This window comes from Variimorphobacter saccharofermentans (assembly GCF_014174405.1).
Classification (GTDB): domain Bacteria; phylum Bacillota; class Clostridia; order Lachnospirales; family Lachnospiraceae; genus Mobilitalea; species Mobilitalea saccharofermentans.
Genome location: NZ_JACEGA010000001.1, coordinates 137796 through 157794 on the forward strand (window position 1 = coordinate 137796; position 19999 = coordinate 157794).

General features: G+C 40.4%; 13 protein-coding genes. 7 read left to right on the forward strand and 6 right to left on the reverse strand.

Translation table 11 applies throughout. From position 1 onward, the window contains the following. The first annotated feature begins 5 nt into the window (after positions 1-5). Together H0486_RS00610 and H0486_RS00615 are read left to right on the forward strand one after the other, a co-directional pair. A complete protein-coding gene (locus H0486_RS00610; RefSeq protein WP_228351174.1) occupies positions 6-2102 on the forward strand; it encodes an ATP-binding protein in 2097 nt (698 codons plus the stop codon). Positions 2103-2144: 42 nt separating this feature from the next. After that, on the forward strand, positions 2145-4520 hold the full coding sequence (locus H0486_RS00615) for a transglycosylase domain-containing protein (RefSeq protein WP_228351175.1): 2376 nt from the start codon (positions 2145-2147) through the stop codon (positions 4518-4520). A 157-nt stretch (positions 4521-4677) separates the two neighbouring features. Here the strand turns inward: H0486_RS00615 and H0486_RS00620 are convergent, their stop codons facing one another. The 4 genes from H0486_RS00620 to murC form a co-directional block, all read right to left on the reverse strand. After that, the gene (locus H0486_RS00620; RefSeq protein WP_228351176.1) at positions 4678-5859 is read right to left on the reverse strand and encodes a ribose-phosphate pyrophosphokinase; all 1182 of its coding nucleotides are present in this window, start codon (positions 5857-5859) and stop codon (positions 4678-4680) included. Between the two features lie 104 nt (positions 5860-5963). Next, on the reverse strand, positions 5964-6968 hold the full coding sequence (locus H0486_RS00625; RefSeq protein WP_228351177.1) for an ATP-binding protein: 1005 nt from the start codon (positions 6966-6968) through the stop codon (positions 5964-5966). A 15-nt stretch (positions 6969-6983) separates the two neighbouring features. Further along, positions 6984-8060 carry a DnaD domain protein gene (locus H0486_RS18400; RefSeq protein WP_228351178.1) on the reverse strand — a complete coding sequence of 359 codons (1077 nt, stop codon included), beginning with the start codon at positions 8058-8060 and terminating at the stop codon, positions 6984-6986. Between the two features lie 309 nt (positions 8061-8369). Continuing rightward, positions 8370-9773 (reverse strand): UDP-N-acetylmuramate--L-alanine ligase, encoded by a 1404-nt coding sequence (gene murC / locus H0486_RS00635; protein ID WP_228351179.1) that lies wholly within the window; start codon positions 9771-9773, stop codon positions 8370-8372. Positions 9774-10302: 529 nt separating this feature from the next. Between murC and spoVG the strand changes: the two genes are divergently transcribed. Then, a complete protein-coding gene (gene spoVG, locus H0486_RS00640) occupies positions 10303-10590 on the forward strand; it encodes a septation regulator SpoVG (protein WP_228351180.1) in 288 nt (95 codons plus the stop codon). A gap of 189 nt (positions 10591-10779) precedes the next feature. Here spoVG and H0486_RS00645 read toward each other — a convergent pair whose 3' ends face one another. Further along, the gene (locus H0486_RS00645; protein ID WP_228351181.1) at positions 10780-10926 is read right to left on the reverse strand and encodes a hypothetical protein; all 147 of its coding nucleotides are present in this window, start codon (positions 10924-10926) and stop codon (positions 10780-10782) included. 262 nt (positions 10927-11188) lie between these two features. Between H0486_RS00645 and pth the strand changes: the two genes are divergently transcribed. The 3 genes from pth to H0486_RS00660 are packed head-to-tail and all read left to right on the forward strand — an operon-like array spanning position 11189 to position 16787. After that, on the forward strand, positions 11189-11773 hold the full coding sequence (gene pth / locus H0486_RS00650) for an aminoacyl-tRNA hydrolase (RefSeq protein ID WP_228351182.1): 585 nt from the start codon (positions 11189-11191) through the stop codon (positions 11771-11773). A 51-nt stretch (positions 11774-11824) separates the two neighbouring features. Continuing rightward, positions 11825-15355, forward strand: coding sequence for a transcription-repair coupling factor (gene mfd, locus H0486_RS00655; protein WP_408647619.1), 3531 nt, complete (start codon positions 11825-11827; stop codon positions 15353-15355). A 34-nt stretch (positions 15356-15389) separates the two neighbouring features. Continuing rightward, on the forward strand, positions 15390-16787 hold the full coding sequence (locus H0486_RS00660; protein WP_228351183.1) for a peptidylprolyl isomerase: 1398 nt from the start codon (positions 15390-15392) through the stop codon (positions 16785-16787). 701 nt (positions 16788-17488) lie between these two features. Here H0486_RS00660 and H0486_RS00665 read toward each other — a convergent pair. Then, positions 17489-18994 (reverse strand): DUF1846 domain-containing protein, encoded by a 1506-nt coding sequence (locus tag H0486_RS00665; RefSeq protein WP_228351184.1) that lies wholly within the window; start codon positions 18992-18994, stop codon positions 17489-17491. 438 nt (positions 18995-19432) lie between these two features. On the opposite strand from H0486_RS00665, the gene H0486_RS00670 reads away from it, so the two are divergent. Then, positions 19433-19999, forward strand: coding sequence for an SOS response-associated peptidase (locus H0486_RS00670; RefSeq protein WP_228351185.1), 567 nt, complete (start codon positions 19433-19435; stop codon positions 19997-19999).

A 19999-nucleotide genomic window follows, 5' to 3' on the forward strand; every position in this document is an offset into this window, starting at 1 on the left:
GAAATATGCTTTTTACAAAGCTTACATTAAATTATTTCGGACGTTTTCATAACAAGGAGATCGAGCTAAAGCCCGGGATGAATCTAATCTACGGTGAAAATGAAGCGGGTAAATCCACGATACATACCTTTATAAAGGGAATGCTCTTTGGTATTGAACGGTTAAGAGGAAGGGGTTCTGCCACAAAGGAAGATCTGTATACCAGATATCTGCCATGGGATTATCCTGGTGCGTTTAATGGCTGTATGGATATCAAGATCGGAGAGAAGGAATATCGCCTGCAACGGAGCTTTCATACCAGTGATAAGTATTTTACGGTTCTGGATTTATCATCGGGAAGAGAAGTTAAGCTGAAGGAGGGACATATTAGTGAGCTTTTGCCGGGGTTCACAGAGTCAACCTTTCGCAATACGATTAGTATTGAACAGCTAAAGGCTCAGACGGATACGGAGCTGGCAGCACAGGTTCGTAATTATATAGCGAATTTATCCGTCGCGAAGAGTAAAGAGGTAAATGTAGCAAAGGCTGTCAGTACACTGACGGAACAACGAAAACAGCTGGAGCTTTCACAGAATACAGCGGCATTGAAGGAGCTGCAGGAGAATATTGAAGAGGGCTTAAGAAGGGAAGAAAGGATTGATCGCTTGACTCTGCAATTAAAAGAGCTACAAGCGGAGGAACAGAGATTACTTGCTCAGAAAAATGAGATTGATAAGACCATAAATGAGGATGAGATTAAGAGAATGGAACAGCTTCCGGCCATTCTTGAAAAGTTCAAGACCTATCAAGAGCTGATAAAGCAAATTAATATGATAAGCGCCCAGGAAACCGAACTGGAAGAAAAGATTGCCGCCTGGGAAAAGGAGCAAAGCTCAGCGGAAGCTTTGAAGGAGGACAGACAGAAAGCGGAGAAAATAAAAAATGTATTAGTGGAGCTGGAAAGACATTACTATGAATTGGCAAGAGAAAAGGAAGACCTGCAACGGAAGAAGCAACGAAATATTTATATCAGCACCATTCCCTTCGGGGGTATTACTGCGCTTCTACTTATTTTATCCTTCTTTACTCCGGTTAATGGCTTGATTTCACTGGTACCTGCTGTAGCAGGAATAATGATCTATGCGGTTATTAATGGTAGACTTAAGGAAAAGCGAAATATTGTAACCGAAAAAGAAAATCAGCTTCAAAAGGAAAGGGATACCGCACAAATTCAGCTTGAGAATATTTTACAGGGCTATCAGGTTGCCACCGTGGAACAGCTGTCAGAAAAGCAGGAGGAGCTTCTTAAGCATTATTATGCACTTGAGAATGCAAAGGAGCAGCTTAGGAACTATATCAACCGGAAGAGTGGACTGGATGATAACCGGGATATGCTATATGATGAGATAATGAAATACATGCAGTACTTTATTCGTGAGGAGGAGCTTACTGAGACAGCAGTTCAAAGACTTAGTGCAGAGATAAGGGAAAGAAAGCAAACCGCTACCAGCCGGAAGTCAAGGATTGACGAGCAGTATAATACCTGTCGTATTAATATGGAGAAGCTTCGTTGGGAAATCTCTACGATGGAAGGCAATGAAGAACAACTGCTAAAGAACAAAAGCATATATGAGGAAATGGAAAGAAAGCAGAAGGAGGATGCTGTAGAAATCGAAGCAATAAAGCTGGCACTTTCCACGATTCAAGAGCTCTCCAGTGATATTCATGACAGCTTTGGACGTCAGCTTAACGTCGCTGTATCTGAGGTGGTTGATAAGGTGACAGAACATAAATATACCGATTTGAAGGTGGACGAGAAGCTGGATGTGAAGGTAGGCTGGAATGGCAACTATATTCTTCTGGAACGCTTGAGCGCCGGAACCATTGACCAGGTTTACTTTGCATTGCGACTGGCTGTCGCTGATCTGCTTTTGGGACAGGATGAAGTACCCTTGATACTTGATGACAGCTTTGCTCTTTACGATGAGGATAGGGTAAGAGCTGCATTACGCCAAATATCAGATCGTTCCCAGACAATACTTTTTACCTGTCATAAGAGAGAAGAAAAACTATTACAGGAAATGGAAGTACCCTATCATCTTATTGATCTTTCGTGCCGATAATAATGAAAGATGTAATAAGAAGGGTTTGACGGAGGCTTTTTTATGCAAAACAAAAAGAAAGCTACAGATAAAAAGGAAAAGAAACGTCCGGGGCAAGTAATTAAGCTTGCCCTTCAGATTATTATATTACTTGTTTTATTGGCAATTATCGGAGGCATGATCTATTTTTATCAGGCCTATGGTAAAACCATATTGCAATTACAGGCAGATGCGAAGAAGAAGGTTAGAGCCTCCACGGAGGATACCTTTAAGGCCTCACAGACGAGTCTTGTGTATGATTCGGAGGGGAATCTGATATCCACGCTGAAGGGTGAGAAGGATGTATATTATATCGAATATGATGATATTCCTGCAGCTGTCATTCAGGCACTGGTAGTCTCCGAGGATCGAAAGTTCTTAGAGCATGACGGAGTGGATTACTGGGCGAATATCCGGGCAGTAATTGCGCTGATTAAAAACAAAGGGGAGATCACCCAGGGTGCCAGTACTATAACACAGCAGCTGGCTCGAAATGTATTCCTAACACATGAGGTAACCTATGAAAGAAAAATAGAAGAGATTTTTGTGGCTCAGGAGCTGGAAAGGAAATATTCTAAGTTTGACATACTGGAGTTTTATGTGAATGGTATTTATTTTTCCAATGGTCATTATGGAATCCAGGCAGCCGCAAAGGGTTATTTTGATGAAGGTGTTACTGGATTAAGCTTATCTCAGCTTGTTTTCCTATGCGCTATACCGAACAATCCGAATCGATATAATCCGATTACCAACTTTGATAATACGATCGAACGAAGAGATCGAATTCTTCTACAGTTATATCAGGCAGAGAAGATTAGTAAGGAGGAATATGATCAGGCAATTTCTGAAAAAATCAAGCTAAAAGTGTCAAAAGACAAAAAGCAGAATTATGTGGAAACCTATGCATATCATTGCGCAATTAAAGCGCTTATGAAAAACCAAGGATTTGAGTTCCGCTATCAGTTTCGTGGTGAGGCGGATCGCAAAAACTATGAGGAGGCTTATGATAGCCTGTATAATAGTTATCAGATGGACTTATATGTAAAGGGATATCGCATCTATACTTCCATTGACTTAGAAAAGCAGAAGCTCCTTCAGTCCTCCGTTGATAAGGCTTTGAAGAAGTTTAAAGAAAAAAATGATGAAGGGGTTTATCAAATGCAGGGAGCAGCGGTCTGCATCGATAACGACAATGGAAGAGTGGTTGCAATCGTTGGAGGACGAAGTCAGAAGCTGGAGGGATATACACTGAATCGTGGATATCAAAGCTATCGCCAGCCAGGAAGTGCGATAAAGCCATTGATTGTATATACACCTGCATTTGAACGGGATTACTATCCGAATAGCATCGTGGTGGATGAACGCTTTGAAGGTGGACCGAGGAATTCTTCGGGAAGCTATGCAGGTAAGATTACCTTACAAAGAGCAATAGAGCAATCCAAGAATACAATTGCCTGGAAGCTATTTGAAGAACTAACACCCACGATAGGGCTGTCGTATCTGAATGCGATGAATTTTGCGAGAATATCGAATAATGACTATGTACCTGCTGCATCCCTTGGAGGCTTTACCAACGGCGTTAGTCCCGTAGAGATGGCAGCTGCCTTCTCAACGCTGGAGAATGATGGTTATTACAGAGAGCCCACCTGCATCGTAAAGATTATGGACTCGGAGGGGAACGAAATCGTTGGTGATATGGTGGAATCCAAATCGATTTATCAGATAAGAGCAGCAAGAATGATGACTGAGGCGCTAACCGGCGTAATGAAGCGCGGTACCGGCAGAGGATTAGGGCTTTCTTATACAATCAGTGCCGGAAAAACGGGTACGACCAGCAACAAGAAGGATGGCTGGTTTGTTGGCTATACTCCATATTATACAACCAGTGTATGGGTTGGATATGATTATCCCAGGAAGGTGGATGATTTAACCGGCTCCTCCTATCCTGGTAGGATATGGCACTCCTATATGGAGCAAATTCATAATTCATCTATGACAAAGGATTTTGAATACTATGATTGGAAAGAGGAATTAAGATTAGCAAAGAAAAAGAAAGAACAGGAAGGCTTAGAGGAGGAGATGGACATCTTGGATGATTCCTGGGAGACCGAAGGGGACATCCAATACGAAGAATATGAGGATATCTGGGATGATTCCTGGAATGAAGAGTACATCGATGATACGGATAATATGGATGAGTCACCGATACAGGAAGAAGATATACTGGAAGAGGAGCCGATAGAGGAAGAATATGAGGAAGAGGAAGAAATATCGGAGGAAGAAGTGACGGAAGAATATCCTGAGGATGATTATACGGATGAGCAATACCAGGAAGAACCAGAGGATGACTACTGGGAAGAGGATTATACGGCAGAGTCGGATAACGAGGATACGTATTAGTAGATGGAATTAATTAATATAGCAAGAGTAAGTATATTTAAAAGAAAGGATCAACAGTCTGGTTAATGCTGCTGATCCTTTTTCTTGCTAATTTAATTGTATATATGCATTAATATTAATTTAATTGTGTCTGACTTTTGATACATTTTATATATGGTTAATTTGCAAAGTGACCTTGTCCATATTCCTTCAGTATGTTCTGAATGCGTTCAACCGGATTCAGTAAAGCGCTGATACTATTATCATGATTTAAGGTATCAATAATCAGAGCGATATACTTGCTCATATCTGCACTGATATAATACGGCTTCGTTAAAAGCTCCGGTGTCTGATAGGTAAGATTTGTTGTAATCAGGCGATAAATTAAGCCCTTTTCATATGCATCATCAAACTTGGCAAGACCATTGGTAAATATACCGAAGGTTGCTGCTACGAAGATACGGTTAGCTTTTCTTCGCTTTAATTCGGTTGCTACATCCAGGATGCTTTCGCCCGAGGAAATCATATCATCCACAATCAGGATATCTTTGCCTTCCAGATCGGAACCAAGAAATTCATGTGCTACAATGGGATTACGTCCGTTTACAATCTTGGTATAGTCACGTCTCTTATAGAACATACCCATATCAAGGCCTAAGACGTTGGCAAAATACACGGCTCTTGACATGCCGCCTTCATCCGGGCTGATTACCATCATGTGTTTTGAGTCAAATCGAATGTCAGGAACATTATGAAGCATTGCTTTTATGAATTGATAATTTGGTGCAACGGTTTCCAGACTTTTCAGCGGGATAGCATTTTGCACTCTAGGATCATGAGCATCAAAGGTGATAATACTATCAACGCCCATGTGTGTAAGTTCCTGAAGCGCCAATGCACAGTCTAAGGATTCCCTGGAGGTGCGTCTATGCTGTCTGCCTTCATAGAGGTAAGGCATAATTACTGTAATACGTTTGGCTTTTCCACCGACTGCCGCTATGATTCTTTTTAAATCCTGGTAGTGGTCATCCGGTGACATGTGATTCATATGTCCGCAAACGGTGTAGGTCATGCTGTAGTTTGTCACATCCACGAGTAAATATAAATCGGCTCCTCGAACGGATTCTTTGATTTGCCCCTTTGCTTCTCCGGTGCCAAATCTAGGACAGCATGCATTTAATAAATAAGAATCTCTTTGATAGCCATAGAATGCAATGGTTCCTTTGTGCTCACTTTCCCTTGCATTACGCCATTCTACGAGATAGTCATTTACGTGCTGACCCATGACTTTGCTGCTCTCCAGAGCAATGATACCAAGGGGCCCTACAGGTATCGTTTCTACAATCTTCTCTTGTGACATTAGATTTCCCTCCATAGAATTATAGATTGGTTACAAAAGCCATTAAAGTTATACCATTATATATTTGTTAAGTCAAGAAGCTTTTGCTTAGTTCAATAACATAATTATTCTGAATTCGATTGATGAACTGCTTTATGTAGGCGAATATCTTTTCCGACAATTCGTTGTACAGAGAAACTGCTGACAATACGTGAAAAGATTCGCTCACCATAGGTTGAGTTGATATTGGGGAGTGATAAATTCGTCGAAATTAAAGTGGATTTTTGCTTTAATAAACGTTCGTTTATAATAAGATATAATTGGGAGTTCGTAAAGGAATTATTCATTTCCGTGCCCAAGTCATCAATAATCAGAAGATCACAGTCCAATATATATTCAAATTGGTTGGACGCAGCGGAACCATCCTCTTCCTTGTTGAATTTATGCTTTTCCAATATATCAAATAAACGAAAAGCGGTTAAGTAGATAACTGTATAACCGCGATTTAAGAGCTCTCTGGCTATGCAGTTTGCTAGAAAAGTTTTGCCGACACCGGTGTTACCAAGGAGTAACAGATTGTCATGCTTTTTATGAAAATGCCGAATAAAGGATTTGCTATAGGCAACAACCTTCTGCATGTTGGAAAGCTGGGATAAACCGGTTGTCTCATCAATAATATCATCTGAATAGTATTGGAAAGAAAATGTATTAAAGTTTTCTCTGGCAATAATTTCTCGTATATTTGAATCGGAATACATGAGATCTGCAATTGCCTGTTTAAAGCAATTACATTTTTCATTGCCAATAAATCCGGTATCCTTGCATTTTTCACACTGATATTGCATATCCAGATAATTCTCCGGTAAACCATGGGTAAGCAGAAGAGAAATTTTCTTTCTCTCCAGTTCATTAATATTTTCTTTTAAATCCTTCAATCCGGTATCATCGCCTAAGAGTGCCATCCGTCCACTTCTGGCAGATAAGGAGATAATAGAATCCTCCAACTCCTTTAGTTCCGGTATTAATCGAAAGGCTTCCTGCCTACGAATATCCAGTTCATGCTTATTCTGAAGAATCTTACCATCATATTCACGCAAAATCTGATTGTATTGGTCATTTTTTAATGCCATAGCATTCGATCTCCTTTAAAAGCCTTTGTTTAACAACTTACGCTCCAATTCCTCGTAATCCTGTGCGGTGTAGGTTCTTTGCGGAAACTGATTGAATTTATTTGTAGCGGGCTTGCTCATGGGGGTAACCTTGTTGTTCTGATTTTTACTCCCTTTGGAGAATTCCTCATCAAGCCTTGCAATGTCAGCAGTGCTTTTCACGTCCTTCTTAAACCAGGTCTCGAGAATTTTGTCCGTATATTTGAAGTCCGGTTTTTGAGTCCGTAATATAGTTCGGTCACAGGCTTCCTTAATGATTTCATCGGAAAATCCAAAGACTTCAACCCATTTTGTGATATATTGCCGTTCGATTTGTCCTGGTGCACGATTTAATCCGAAGGCTCTGTTTACGGTGTTAAAATGATCATTATAGGAGGCAGTGGCGGTTTTCGCTTTTTCCTCGGTATCGATACCTTCTTCAGCCCAGGTCAGTGCAACAGCCTCGATATAGGCTGCATTTTTCTTGCCCTTGGATACACAGTATTCATATAAATACATAATTAATTCTGCAGAAAAATGCAATTCCTCATAGAGGTAGAGAATCAACTGCAGATCCATTGGCTTTAACGGACGATCCAGATAGATCTCTACAATATGCATGGCCCATTTTATCTCATCATTATTGGTTAATTGGGCAATCCTCTCAGCAGAATAGCTCTTTCTGCTGGCAGGCTTTGAATCGGTATGTATACTGACTGCGATTTCGTCCAATTCCGAATCGAAATCAGGTAATTGCTGGGGTTTATTACTCATGGTATGAAGATCCATCAAATGAATGGATGTAATTTCTTTTTGAGAATTTCTCGTCAGTCTGAGAATGTTCATTTTCTCCCAGTAATTAAGTGCTCTAAGGATGTCTTTTTCCGTATTTTCCAGACGATCGGCAATGGAGGAGACGGATAATTCCGTAAAATTTCCCGAATAACAACGAAGCAGATAGAGATAAACCTTAACATATGCACCGTTCGCAGACGGCATAAATTGATCAATAAAGATATTTGGGATGATGGTGACATCGGAAATACCTTCCGCATGTAAAGAAATTTGACTCACTTGCTTTACCTCCTTCTTTTGCCATTGGCAAGTATCTCTTTCGCCAGACACATTATAGCACAGATCAATCTTTCTGGAAATAGCCTATTTTATGGCACTTCAGCCACATGAGAAAATGTGGATACTGTGGATACTGTGGATGAAATAGGAAGAAAAGGCTGTAAATATATGTAAAAACCCATTTAAAGATGGCACTGACAAGAACATTATGGATAAAAAGTCTATATTTGTAGAATGTGTAGGAAGAAAAAAAGTATCCACAGCATTATTCACATAAAATGTTGATAATACTGTGGATATTGTGGATAATTAGAGTCCCAACAGGTTTTCGCCCACGGAGACTATATCTCCGGCACCCATTGTTATCAACAGGTCACCGTTCATACAATTTTGCAATAAAAATGATTCAATTTCATCAAAGCAGGGAAAATAATAAACCTCTTTTCCCAATTTCTCTAATTCAGATGCTAAATCCTTTGATGATATATCGCCGGGGTTCTTCTCCCTTGCAGCGTAGATATCAGCGAGTACTATTTTGTCAGCCAATGATAAGGCATTTGCGAATTCTTTCAAGTGATTACGTGTTCTGGTATAGGTATGCGGCTGAAATACACACCAAAGCTTTTTGTGAGGATATGTCTGAGCCGCAGTCAAGGTGGCGGTTACTTCTGTGGGATGATGTGCATAATCGTCAAGGATGGTGATACCGCCAATCTCTCCTTTATATTCAAAACGCCTTTTTGAATTATGGAAGGAGGAAAACGCCCGCTTTATTACATCAATTGATATACCACTTTCGATGGATACGCCAATTGCAGGAAGGGAATTCGATACATTATGTAGTCCATTGCAGTTTAACGAAATCCGGTCAATGAATTGACCACGGTAATACAAATCATAGCTACCATTTCCCTGCTTATCAAATTCAATACGGTCAGCGCAAATATCATAGGAACTGTCACTTTTACGATAGGCAGGATCAATAATGCCGTAGGTTAATACCTCACATACAAGGTCCGATGTTATCTCCTCGTAATTAGGAATTTCACCGTTGATAAACAGCTGCCCGTTCTCCGGAAGACGTTTGGCAAAGGCATGGAAGGAATTGCGGATATCCTGCAGATCCTTAAAGAAGTCCAAATGATCCGCATCAATATTCAATATAATACTGCGTCTGGGGTAGAACTCCAGAAAGGTATTGGTATATTCGCAGGCTTCCGTTATAAAATGCTCTGATTTACCCATACGGATATTGCCTCCAATAGCATCCAGGATGCCTCCCACGGAAATGGTAGGGTCAAGCTGGCCCTCCATAAAAATAGAAGAAACCATAGAGGTTGTAGTGGTCTTACCATGGGTACCGGATACGGCGATTGCATTATTGAAATTCAGCATTATCTGCCCTATCATCTCAGCACGGTTTAATAATGGAATACCCCGTCTTTTTACCTCCATAAGCTCTTCGTTATCTTCCGCAATTGCGGCAGTATATACGACTACCTCAATATCTGAAGTGATGTTACTGGCACGTTGTCCTAAGTAAAACTTAATTCCAAGGTCCGACAGATGATCTGTAATTTTGCTTTGGTGAGCATCTGAGCCGCTAACAATGTAACCTTGAGTATGTAAATATTCAGCAAATCCGCTCATACTAATACCGCCGATGCCAATAAAATGTATTCGGCAAGGCTTGTCGAAATCTATTTTATACATAGTACACTTCCTATTCTATTTTTTTCATCAAATGCGTTTTCTATCTGCTATTATAACCTTTTTCATATAAAATACAATAAAAAAATCGTATATACAGAATTTCGCAATTATATTATGCCTTCTGTTTGTAATAGAGAGGGGCTTATTTCCTATTTCTAAGGGCTGATTTTTTTACAACATATTTAAATTATATTCAAAAATACAAATCAAAATGCATGGCTAAGCTAAAAAATAGTTAAAAAATAAACTTTTTTGCTTCAAAATGTGTAAACATTATTAAATATTACATAAAAAACTCAATTTAATTGGATTTTTTCGTAAATATTATTCACATTTCTGAAAATATATGGTATAATGCTTACAAAGTTCCATACGTGTTAGGTTTCGAAGGTAAAAGGACATACTTTTCTACGATTTGTAGACATCGTAGAAACATTATGGCATTAGTAACTGGGAAAAGTAAATGCTAGTTTTCTACATACTTTTTCTAATGAACTAACGATAAAATTGACAGAAGGGGGACCATGCTATGCAAATTACCGATGTACGCGTACGTAAGGTGAGTAAGGAAGGTAAGATGAAAGCGGTAGTTTCGATTACACTTGATAATGAATTTGTGGTTCATGATATCAAAGTGATTGAAGGCGACAAGGGACTATTCATCGCAATGCCTAGCCGTAAAGCCGGAGATGGAGAGTACAGAGATATTGCTCATCCGATCAACTCGGATACCAGGGATAAGATTCAGAAGATTATTCTTGAGAAGTATGAGATAGCAGCTTTGGAAACAGAAGAAGCAGAAGAAACCGAAGCATAGTAATGCTGAACATCGGCAAATGGTGTAGTTCCTTAGGGTATCTTACAGAACGAAACCCCAAGTCCGATATGACAACTACAACGCCCCGCAGATTCATACAGGATCTGCGGGGCGTTGCTTGCTGACCTCTAGAGAACTGTTACGAACATGCTTTTGTAGCAGCTGCTTTTCATAATTACATTAAGGGGCTTATGTGATTCCTCTGTTCGAATAATTAGTGGTTATTTCTGTTTTATCATTCTCTTTTTCGTTAGTGGACTTTCCTTGAAGTCCGGTCTTCTGTTCATGCTCCTTTTCCTTCTCCTTGCGGTATCTTTGATTGGATTGCTTGCTCATATAACTCCTCCCTTCCATTGATTTTGCAATAGTAAATTTGATTAAGATAATAATATATTATTTCAAATTTCATACTACATATTCGTATAATAAGGTATACTTAAGATGGAAAATAAATCTTTTCATATTGCCACCTACTCCCAAAACGTATATAATAATATCGCATGTATCAGCGGACAAAGTGTTGAATAGGAAAGCTTTTCGTGAAAGGGATACGGCATTATTTGATTAGAAAGGCATACATTAGGAAAGGTTTAAATATATGTACATTATAGTAGGGTTAGGAAACCCAACGGACAAATATCAGGCGACAAGGCATAATATTGGATGGGATGCGATTACAAGGATATCCGACGATTATCGTATTTCATTGGACTTTAAGAAGCATAAGGCAATCTGCGGAACAGGGTATATTGAGGGAACGAAAGTAATTATTGCCCAGCCGGTTACCTATATGAACTTAAGCGGAGAAAGTGTCCGAGAGTTAGTGGATTACTATAAAGTTGCTCCGGAAGAAGTAATCGTAATCTATGACGATATCAGTCTTGAGGTGGGTCAGCTGCGTATCCGGAAAAAAGGAAGTGCAGGTGGTCATAATGGAATCAAGAGTATTATTCGTCATTTGGGAACCGATGAGTTCCCCAGAATAAAAATCGGTGTAGGGGATAAGCCAAAGGACTGGGATTTGGCAGATTATGTTCTGTCGAGATTCCGAGAGGAGGAACAGCCCATCATTCGGGAGGCACTGAAGGACGCGTCCGATGCATGCGGCATGATCATTACAGAAGGTATGGATGCGGCTATGAACCGGTATAATAAGAAGAAGACTTCTAAGCAGCAGGAATAACAGCTTCATTATGAATAGGAATAGAATTAAGTTTTCAAATAGGAGGAAATACTGTTGAAAACCTTTACAGCGCCTCTGAAGGAATTAAAGGAATTTAATGATATCAGGGATCATATAAATATGAGAACTTTGCCGGTACAGGTTACCGGCTGTATTGATTCGCAAAAATGCCATCTGATCCATGGCCTGAGTGAGGACTTTCGTTTTAAAGTGATCGTAACCTATAATGACTTGAAGGCGAAGGAGATCTACGAGAACTATCGGTTATATGATAAAGAGGTATTCATCTATCCTGCGAAGGATATTATTTTTTATAGTGCAGACATTCATGGAAATGCAATTGTTCGGGATCGCATTAAAGTTATTAGTCGTATTCTCGAGAAGAAGAATACGACGATTATTGTGACCTTGGATGGTGGTATGGATCGACTTCTTCCCCTTCCGATGATCAAAGAGCGTATTCTTACTATTAACGCAGAGTCCAGCATTAAGCTGGATCAAATGAGTGAGGTTCTGCTAAGACTGGGATATGAACGACAGGCTCAGGTTGAGAGCCCGGGAGAGTTTGCAGTCCGTGGCGGAATTATTGACATATTCCCATTAACGGAGGAATCGCCTTATCGTATTGAGCTGTGGGGAGATGAGATTGATTCTATCCGAACCTTTGATGTGAGTAGCCAGCGTTCCATTGAACAGGTGGATGAGCTGGTAATATACCCGGCTGCGGAGATCATTCCGGATGAGGTACGGATGAAGGCCGGATTGAAAAAGCTTGCCGAAGAGGAAAAGGAATATTACAAAAGTCTAAGAGAGAAGTTTAAGACAGAGGAAGCAGCCAGAATACATCAGATCGTGGCTGAGTTTAAAGAAAATTTGGAGGCCTTTCCGGGTTCCATGGCACTGGAAAGCTATATCAACTATTTTTATGATCAGACGGTTAGCTTCTTTCAATATTTTGATAATGAGGACACCCTGTTTTTTATTGATGAACCGGGACGGATCGCTGAAAAAGGAGAAGCAGTAGAAACAGAGTTCCGGGAGGGAATGATCGGTCGTATTGAGAAGGGATATATATTACCCGGTCAAATGGATGTGATCTATGGATACAAAGAGGTTATGGGTATCCTGGCAGGTAAGAACTCCATTTTGATTAGTACCATGGAGACCAAGAATTCGCTGATTACTCCGAAAAGCAAATATAATTTCACCGTACAGACTGTTGCTTCCTATCATAAGAACTTTGATGTACTGGTGAAGGACCTGGAGCGGTGGAAGAAGAATAAATACCGGGTGATATTATTGTCCGGCTCTCGAACCAGGGCCATGCGTCTTAGTGAGGATTTAAGAGATTTTAATCTCAGTGCATTTTATAGTGATGATATGAATCGTGAATTACAAAGTGGCGAGATCATGGTGGCTTACGGTAATTTACGAAGAGGCTTTGAATATCCACTGATTAAATTAGTTATTATCTCGGAAAGCGATATATTCGGATCAGAGAAGAAGAAACGCAAGAAAAAATCCACATATGAAGGAAATAAGATTCAAAGCTTTACAGAGCTGACACCCGGTGATTATGTGGTACATGAAAATCACGGGCTTGGTATTTATAAGGGTATAGAAAAGATTGAAGTAGATAAGGTTACGAAGGATTATATTAAGATAGAATATGGCGGTGGAGGCGTGTTGTATATACCAGCAACAGGCCTTGATGTGATTCAGAAATATTCCGGTGGAGAAGGAAGAAAACCGAAATTAAATAAGCTCAACTCGATTGAATGGAAAAATACCAAGGCAAAGGTAAAAGGAGCTGTTCGGGAAATAGCGAAGGATCTGGTAGAACTCTATGCCAGCAGGCAGGAGAAGGTGGGATACCAGTTTAGTCCGGATACAGTATGGCAGAAGGAATTTGAGGAAGCCTTTCCTTATGAGGAAACCGATGATCAGATCGCTGCTATTGAAGATACCAAACGGGATATGGAGAGTAAGCGAATCATGGATCGTCTGATCTGTGGAGATGTAGGCTATGGAAAAACAGAAATCGCCATTCGCGCTGCCTTCAAGGCAGTGTCCGATGGGAAACAGGTGGTATTCCTTGTACCAACTACGATTCTCGCACAACAGCATTATAATACTCTGGTTCAACGTATGATGGACTATCCGGTGAGCATCGATGTGCTATCCCGTTTTCGTACTCCGGCAGAGCAGAAGAAGACGCTGGAACGCTTAAAGAAGGGAAGCCTTGATATTGTTGTCGGAACACATCGTGTTCTGTCTGCCGATGTGAAATTCAAGAACCTGGGACTGCTGATTGTGGATGAAGAGCAGCGCTTTGGAGTTACACACAAGGAAAAGATCAAGCAGCTTAAGAAGGATGTGGATGTTCTTACACTAACGGCTACTCCGATACCGAGAACGCTTCATATGAGCCTCATTGGCATTCGGGATATGAGTGTGCTTGACGAACCGCCGGTAGACCGTCTTCCGATACAGACCTATGTATTAGAGCATAATGAGGAAATCATCCGGGAAGCAATTAGTAGAGAGCTTGCCAGAGGTGGACAGGTTTATTATGTATTCAACCGGGTGAATGGTATCGAAGAGGTAGCCAATATGGTGGCGAAGCTGGTACCGGAAGCAAATGTCGCATTTGCACATGGAAAAATGAATGAACATACCTTGGAAAAGATCATGTTTGACTTTATATCAGGAGAAATCGATGTGCTTGTTTCTACGACGATTATTGAGACCGGACTAGATATCTCCAATGTAAATACCATGATTATTGATGATGCAGACCGCCTTGGACTATCCCAGCTCTATCAGCTTCGGGGCCGTGTGGGACGCTCCAATCGAACAGCATATGCTTTCCTAATGTATCGAAGGGATAAGATGCTGAAGGAGGTAGCGGAGAAGAGATTACACGCCATCAAGGAATTCACGGAGCTAGGATCCGGCTTCAAGATCGCAATGCGGGATCTGGAGATTCGCGGCGCCGGTAATCTTCTGGGTGCAGAACAGAGCGGACATATGGAAGCGGTGGGATATGATCTGTATTGTAAGATGTTAAATGAAGCGGTGAAGTCCATGAAGGGAGATGTAACAGAGGAGGAAACCTTTGAAACTACGGTAGATATGGACATGGATGCCTTCATCCCGTCTACTTATATTAAGAATGAGGTACAAAAGCTGGATATTTATAAGAGAATTGCGGAGATAGAGAATGAAGAAGAAATGATGGATATGCAGGAGGAGCTGGTGGACCGTTTCGGTGACCTGCCCAATGCGGTAAATAATCTCCTTAATATTGCACTATTGAAATCAATATGTCATAGTGTATATGTTATGGGATTGACGCAGAAGGACAGTGAAGTAAAGCTGATGATGTATCCCAAGGCGAAGCTGGCGGTCGAGAAGATACCGGAGTTACTGTCGATGTATCAAAACAGACTAAAGCTGATTCCACAGGCAACTCCCTATTTTGTATACCGTTTAAATATAAAGAGCAAATCAGATACACTGGCGATATTTGATCAATTAAATAAATTACTGAAGGATTTTCAAATGCTCCGGCAGGAATAAAAACATAGTAATGTGAAAGAAAGGGGAATCATCGATGAAGTTAAGGAAACTTGGAGTTTTAGTAATGGGTTTGCTGGTGTTATCCGTGTTAACATCCTGCAGAGCCAGTAAAGATCAATATGAATTGACAAATCATATGGGAAAGTCGATAGCTACCTTTGAAAAACGATCCAAAGCGGAGCTGGAGCTTCAGAGCAACGGAGTGTATACCATGAAGGATGTAGTGCAGGTTATGGCTCCGGATAATGAGGTAACCTCGGTTACCCTGTTGAAAGATGCAGGAGATTATACGGTGTTCGGTGTAGGCATCGGTATGGATAAAGCCGAAGCAGAAAAGAAACTGCAGGAGGTTTTTGGCAAAGAGATTGGTAAGACTATTAACTCGGATAAAAATGCAACCACCTTCTCCTACCTGAAGGATGGGAAGGAGCTTTATGCTTCCTTTGATATTAATACCGAGAAAGTGGTTGAAATCGCTTACTATAATATGGGGAAAACAAAAGAGGATGAAGAGGCCGAGATTACAGCCAATAATGGCGAACTCATCGCTATGATAGGTGATACCAGAGTCTATTATAATGAGGCAATGGTATATCTGAAATCTGCCCAGGAAAACTATGAAGTTGACTATGGAAAAAACATCTGGGGCGTTGATATTCTTGGTGATGGGAAAACCTTTGGAGAGCTGATAAAGGATGAGGTTATTAACCAGATTACAGAATTAAAGATAATACGTGCAAAGGCTAAAGAACTGGGGATTACGCTGACAGAGGAGGAAATAGCAGAAGCAAATTCCTATGCAAAGGAGCATTTTGAAGGGCTGGCGGAAAAGGATATCAGCAGGTATTTGATTACTGAGGAATTATTACAACAGATATATGCGGATAACCTTTTAGCGGAAAAGGTATTTGAAACCTTAACCATCAATGTGGATACCAATGTACCGGATATTGAAGCAAATCAGATTACGGTACAGCATATTCTGATTTATAACGGCAATTATAATTCGGAAGGTAACAAGGTTGAGTATAGTGAAGAGGAACGGGAAGAGGCCTATGAAAAGGTGAAATCCCTACTGACACAGGCGAAGGAGACAGAGGATTTTAAAGCGCTGGCGGAAGCAAATTCTGAGGCAGACACCATTGAATATACCTTTGGAAGAGGTCAGGGGCCGAAGGAATACAGCCCATCCTTTGAACAAGCAGCATTTACTTTAAAAACTGGCCAGGTAAGTGATATCATTACCACGGACTACGGCTGGCATATCCTATACTGCGTATCGGATTTTAATGAGGATGCAACCATCCAGGTAAAGGAATCCATAATTGAGGAACGCCGGAACAAAATGTTCGCAGAGCTATATTCTAAGTGGACTGCAGATTACGACATCGTAATTAACAGCGAAGCATGGAAGGCAGTGACCTACGAATAAAATAGCTCTTAGTTGATTGATTTATGTATGTATGGTATAGAGAAGAACCGATAGAGGGTGCGAATGCATAATTTACCAGCAGGGAGATACTTACCTCACACACAGACGGAAGGACATATTACTGATTTTGTATGCCTCAGTCGAATAGGAATATTCGCCTGATTCATACAAAATGCAGCAATAAGTTCTTCCGACAGTGCATTATGGTAAGTTATCTCCCTGCTGATATTATGCATTTGCGCCCTCTACCGGTTCTTCGTCGTTACATAGGGCTCTAAAAGGCAGAGCCCTTGTAACGACTTGAATACATACTCAGCCTAGTTGTACTGCATAATGATATACGGAGCTCTAATGGATAGACCTTAAGTGCCAACTAGCGCAAACGCTCCCGAAAATACCTGTTCCTGAGTTTCCTCGCCGTCGGCAGAGATGCCGGAGCATTGCTTTGTCATGCTGTCAAGGGCGGCGGGAACTTACCAAAGAATAACACCTAATAGTTTTCATGACTCTGGATGAACCTGGTTTTTGGCAAAGGGCCTCCATAAGTTACTTCAGGCTGCAAAATTGTATATTTTATATCTCTGAATAAGCAAAAATGTAGGCTTGTGTGAAATAGAATCACATAAACCTACATTTATATAATTTATATTATGGTTGTATAAACTAATTCCTTAAATGAGTTTAATTAAGAGAATAATCCATTATACATAATACAAGTTCTCGGAAGGATATACTGCATCACAGGTTACATCAATTCCAAGCTTCTTAAGAATTTGCTCATCATTACGGTTTAACATTACGGTACAGTGAGCCTGTACACCGGTTAAACAGGAAAGCTTTTCGTAAGCCAGCTGTGCAGTGGGATTTGTGACAGCACAGATACTCAGCGCAATCAGTATTTCATTTGCATTCAAGCAGGTAACCTTGCTGTGCAGGTCACGTTCCTTTAGATCCCGAATGGTGTTAAGAATCAAGGGTGATAATAGGAAAATATCATCACTGATACCGGCCAGATACTTAATCGCATTCAGTAATGCGGCTGAGCAGCAGTCCATCGTAGCAGAGCCTTTACCTGTAATAATCGTACCATCTTCAAATTCAAAGGCGATGACAGAAACGGCTTCATTGTCGCCACAGGACTCCTTCAGTTTGGCAGCATATTGCCGTGCTGGTAGTACGCAACGACGATCCTCCTGTTTCAGACCCACCTCTTCCATAATCACCTTCATGCGGTTTAAGGAATCCTCATCCAAAAGCCCCTTTTTGAAATCGCACATAGTTGCAAAATAACGGCGGATGATTTCCTGATGGGAGGCTTCCTGAACAACCGCATCATCAATAATTCCAAAGCCTACGCGGTTTACACCCATATCGGTAGGGGATTGATAGATGGATTCCTTACCGGTGATCTTTTCGATGATACGTCTGATAACAGGGAACATTTCCAGATCGCGGTTATAATTAACGGTTATTTCATGATAACGTTCAAAGTGGAAGTTATCAATCATATTGACATCCTTTAAATCAACGGTAGCTGCCTCATATGCAATATTTAGAGGATGCTTTAACGGTACATTCCATACGGGGAAGGTCTCGAACTTGGAGTATCCGGCAGAAACCCCTTTCTTATACTCATGATAAAGCTGATTTAAGCAGGTTGCCAGCTTTCCGCTGTTGGGTCCTGGAGCCGTAACAACAACAATAGGCTTAGTGGTGGTAACATAGGGATTGATACCATATCCGTTTTCACTAACGATTGTATCCACATCGGCAGGGTATCCCGGAATCTCAGCATGCTTATATACCTTAATATTACGACGTTCTAATTTATTGATAAACACGGTCGTAGCAGGCTGTTTGTTATAGCGAGTGATTACAACACTGTTGACCTCCAGCCCGTAGCTTCTTAAATCGTCCAATAGACGAAGTACTTCCATATCATAGGTAATTCCAAAATCTCCACGGATTTTATTTCGTTCGATATCTCCTGCATATACACATATAATAATCTCGGCTTGATCCTTTAGCTTTTGAAGAAGCTTAATCTTGGCATCCTCATCGAAGCCAGGTAGGACACGTTTTGCATGCTTGTCTCCTATCAGCTTACCGCCAAATTCCAGATACAGTTTGTCGTAATTATTGACGCGTTCTAAAATAAATTTTGACTGCTCATCAATATACTTTTGTGGGTCAAAACCGGTTTTCATATGGTATCCTCCTATTAATATCTTTTAAATTATATCGGTGGTTTCTTATAAGATGGTAAGAAATGATTAGCAGTATACTATGTAGGTTTCATTCGTACTTACTATGTGTATACGACGGTGTAATTTACATTTTACTAATAATATAATGAAATCTCATTTTCACACATACTATATCATAATCCAAAAATAAAAAATGTCAAAGCATTTTTCATGGTATTTACACTTTTTCTACAAAATAATTTTTCTCTTGGTTGGGAGGTATAACAGACTTTCTAAAATTGGTAGTAATAAAGTAAGGTAAATTATATTATGTGTGACTTTGAAGAAATAATTGTTTTACTATGGAGTGACGTAATTATATGATAAAATAGTAAAAAGTACAAAGAGGATGCGTGTGATAATAATAAAAATGGAATGTAACGAAAGTGAGGGCGCAGTATGTGTGGAAGATATAATTTTACAGTGGAGCAAAGTGAGGAAGTAATTGAAATACTAGAAAAGCTGAATGCAAAATTACATGGGAAGGAAGTAAGGACAGGGGAGGTGTTTCCGACCAACCTGGCACCCATTCTGATTGATGAGCATAGAGAAGTAGAACCTGTGGCAAGCATCTGGGGATTCCCTAAGTTTGATCAAAAAGGTGTTATCATTAACGCCAGAGCAGAAACGGCATTTGAGAAGAAAACCTTTCGGGACAGTCTGGTAAACCGAAGATGCATTATTCCCTCCACAGGATTTTATGAATGGGATAAGGAAAAGAAGAAGTATTTATTCAACCTGGAAGGGACAAATACCCTCTATATGGCAGGTCTTTATGCCTTTTATAAGGATGAGATGCGATATGTCATTCTGACTACCGAGGCAAATGAATCCATAAAAGACATTCATACCCGTATGCCGCTTGTAATTCCTAAGAATGAGATTTCCACCTGGATCATGGACCAAAGCGCAACCAATGATTTGCTGAAACGAGTTCCGCCACAGTTAATCCGACAGGTAGTATAA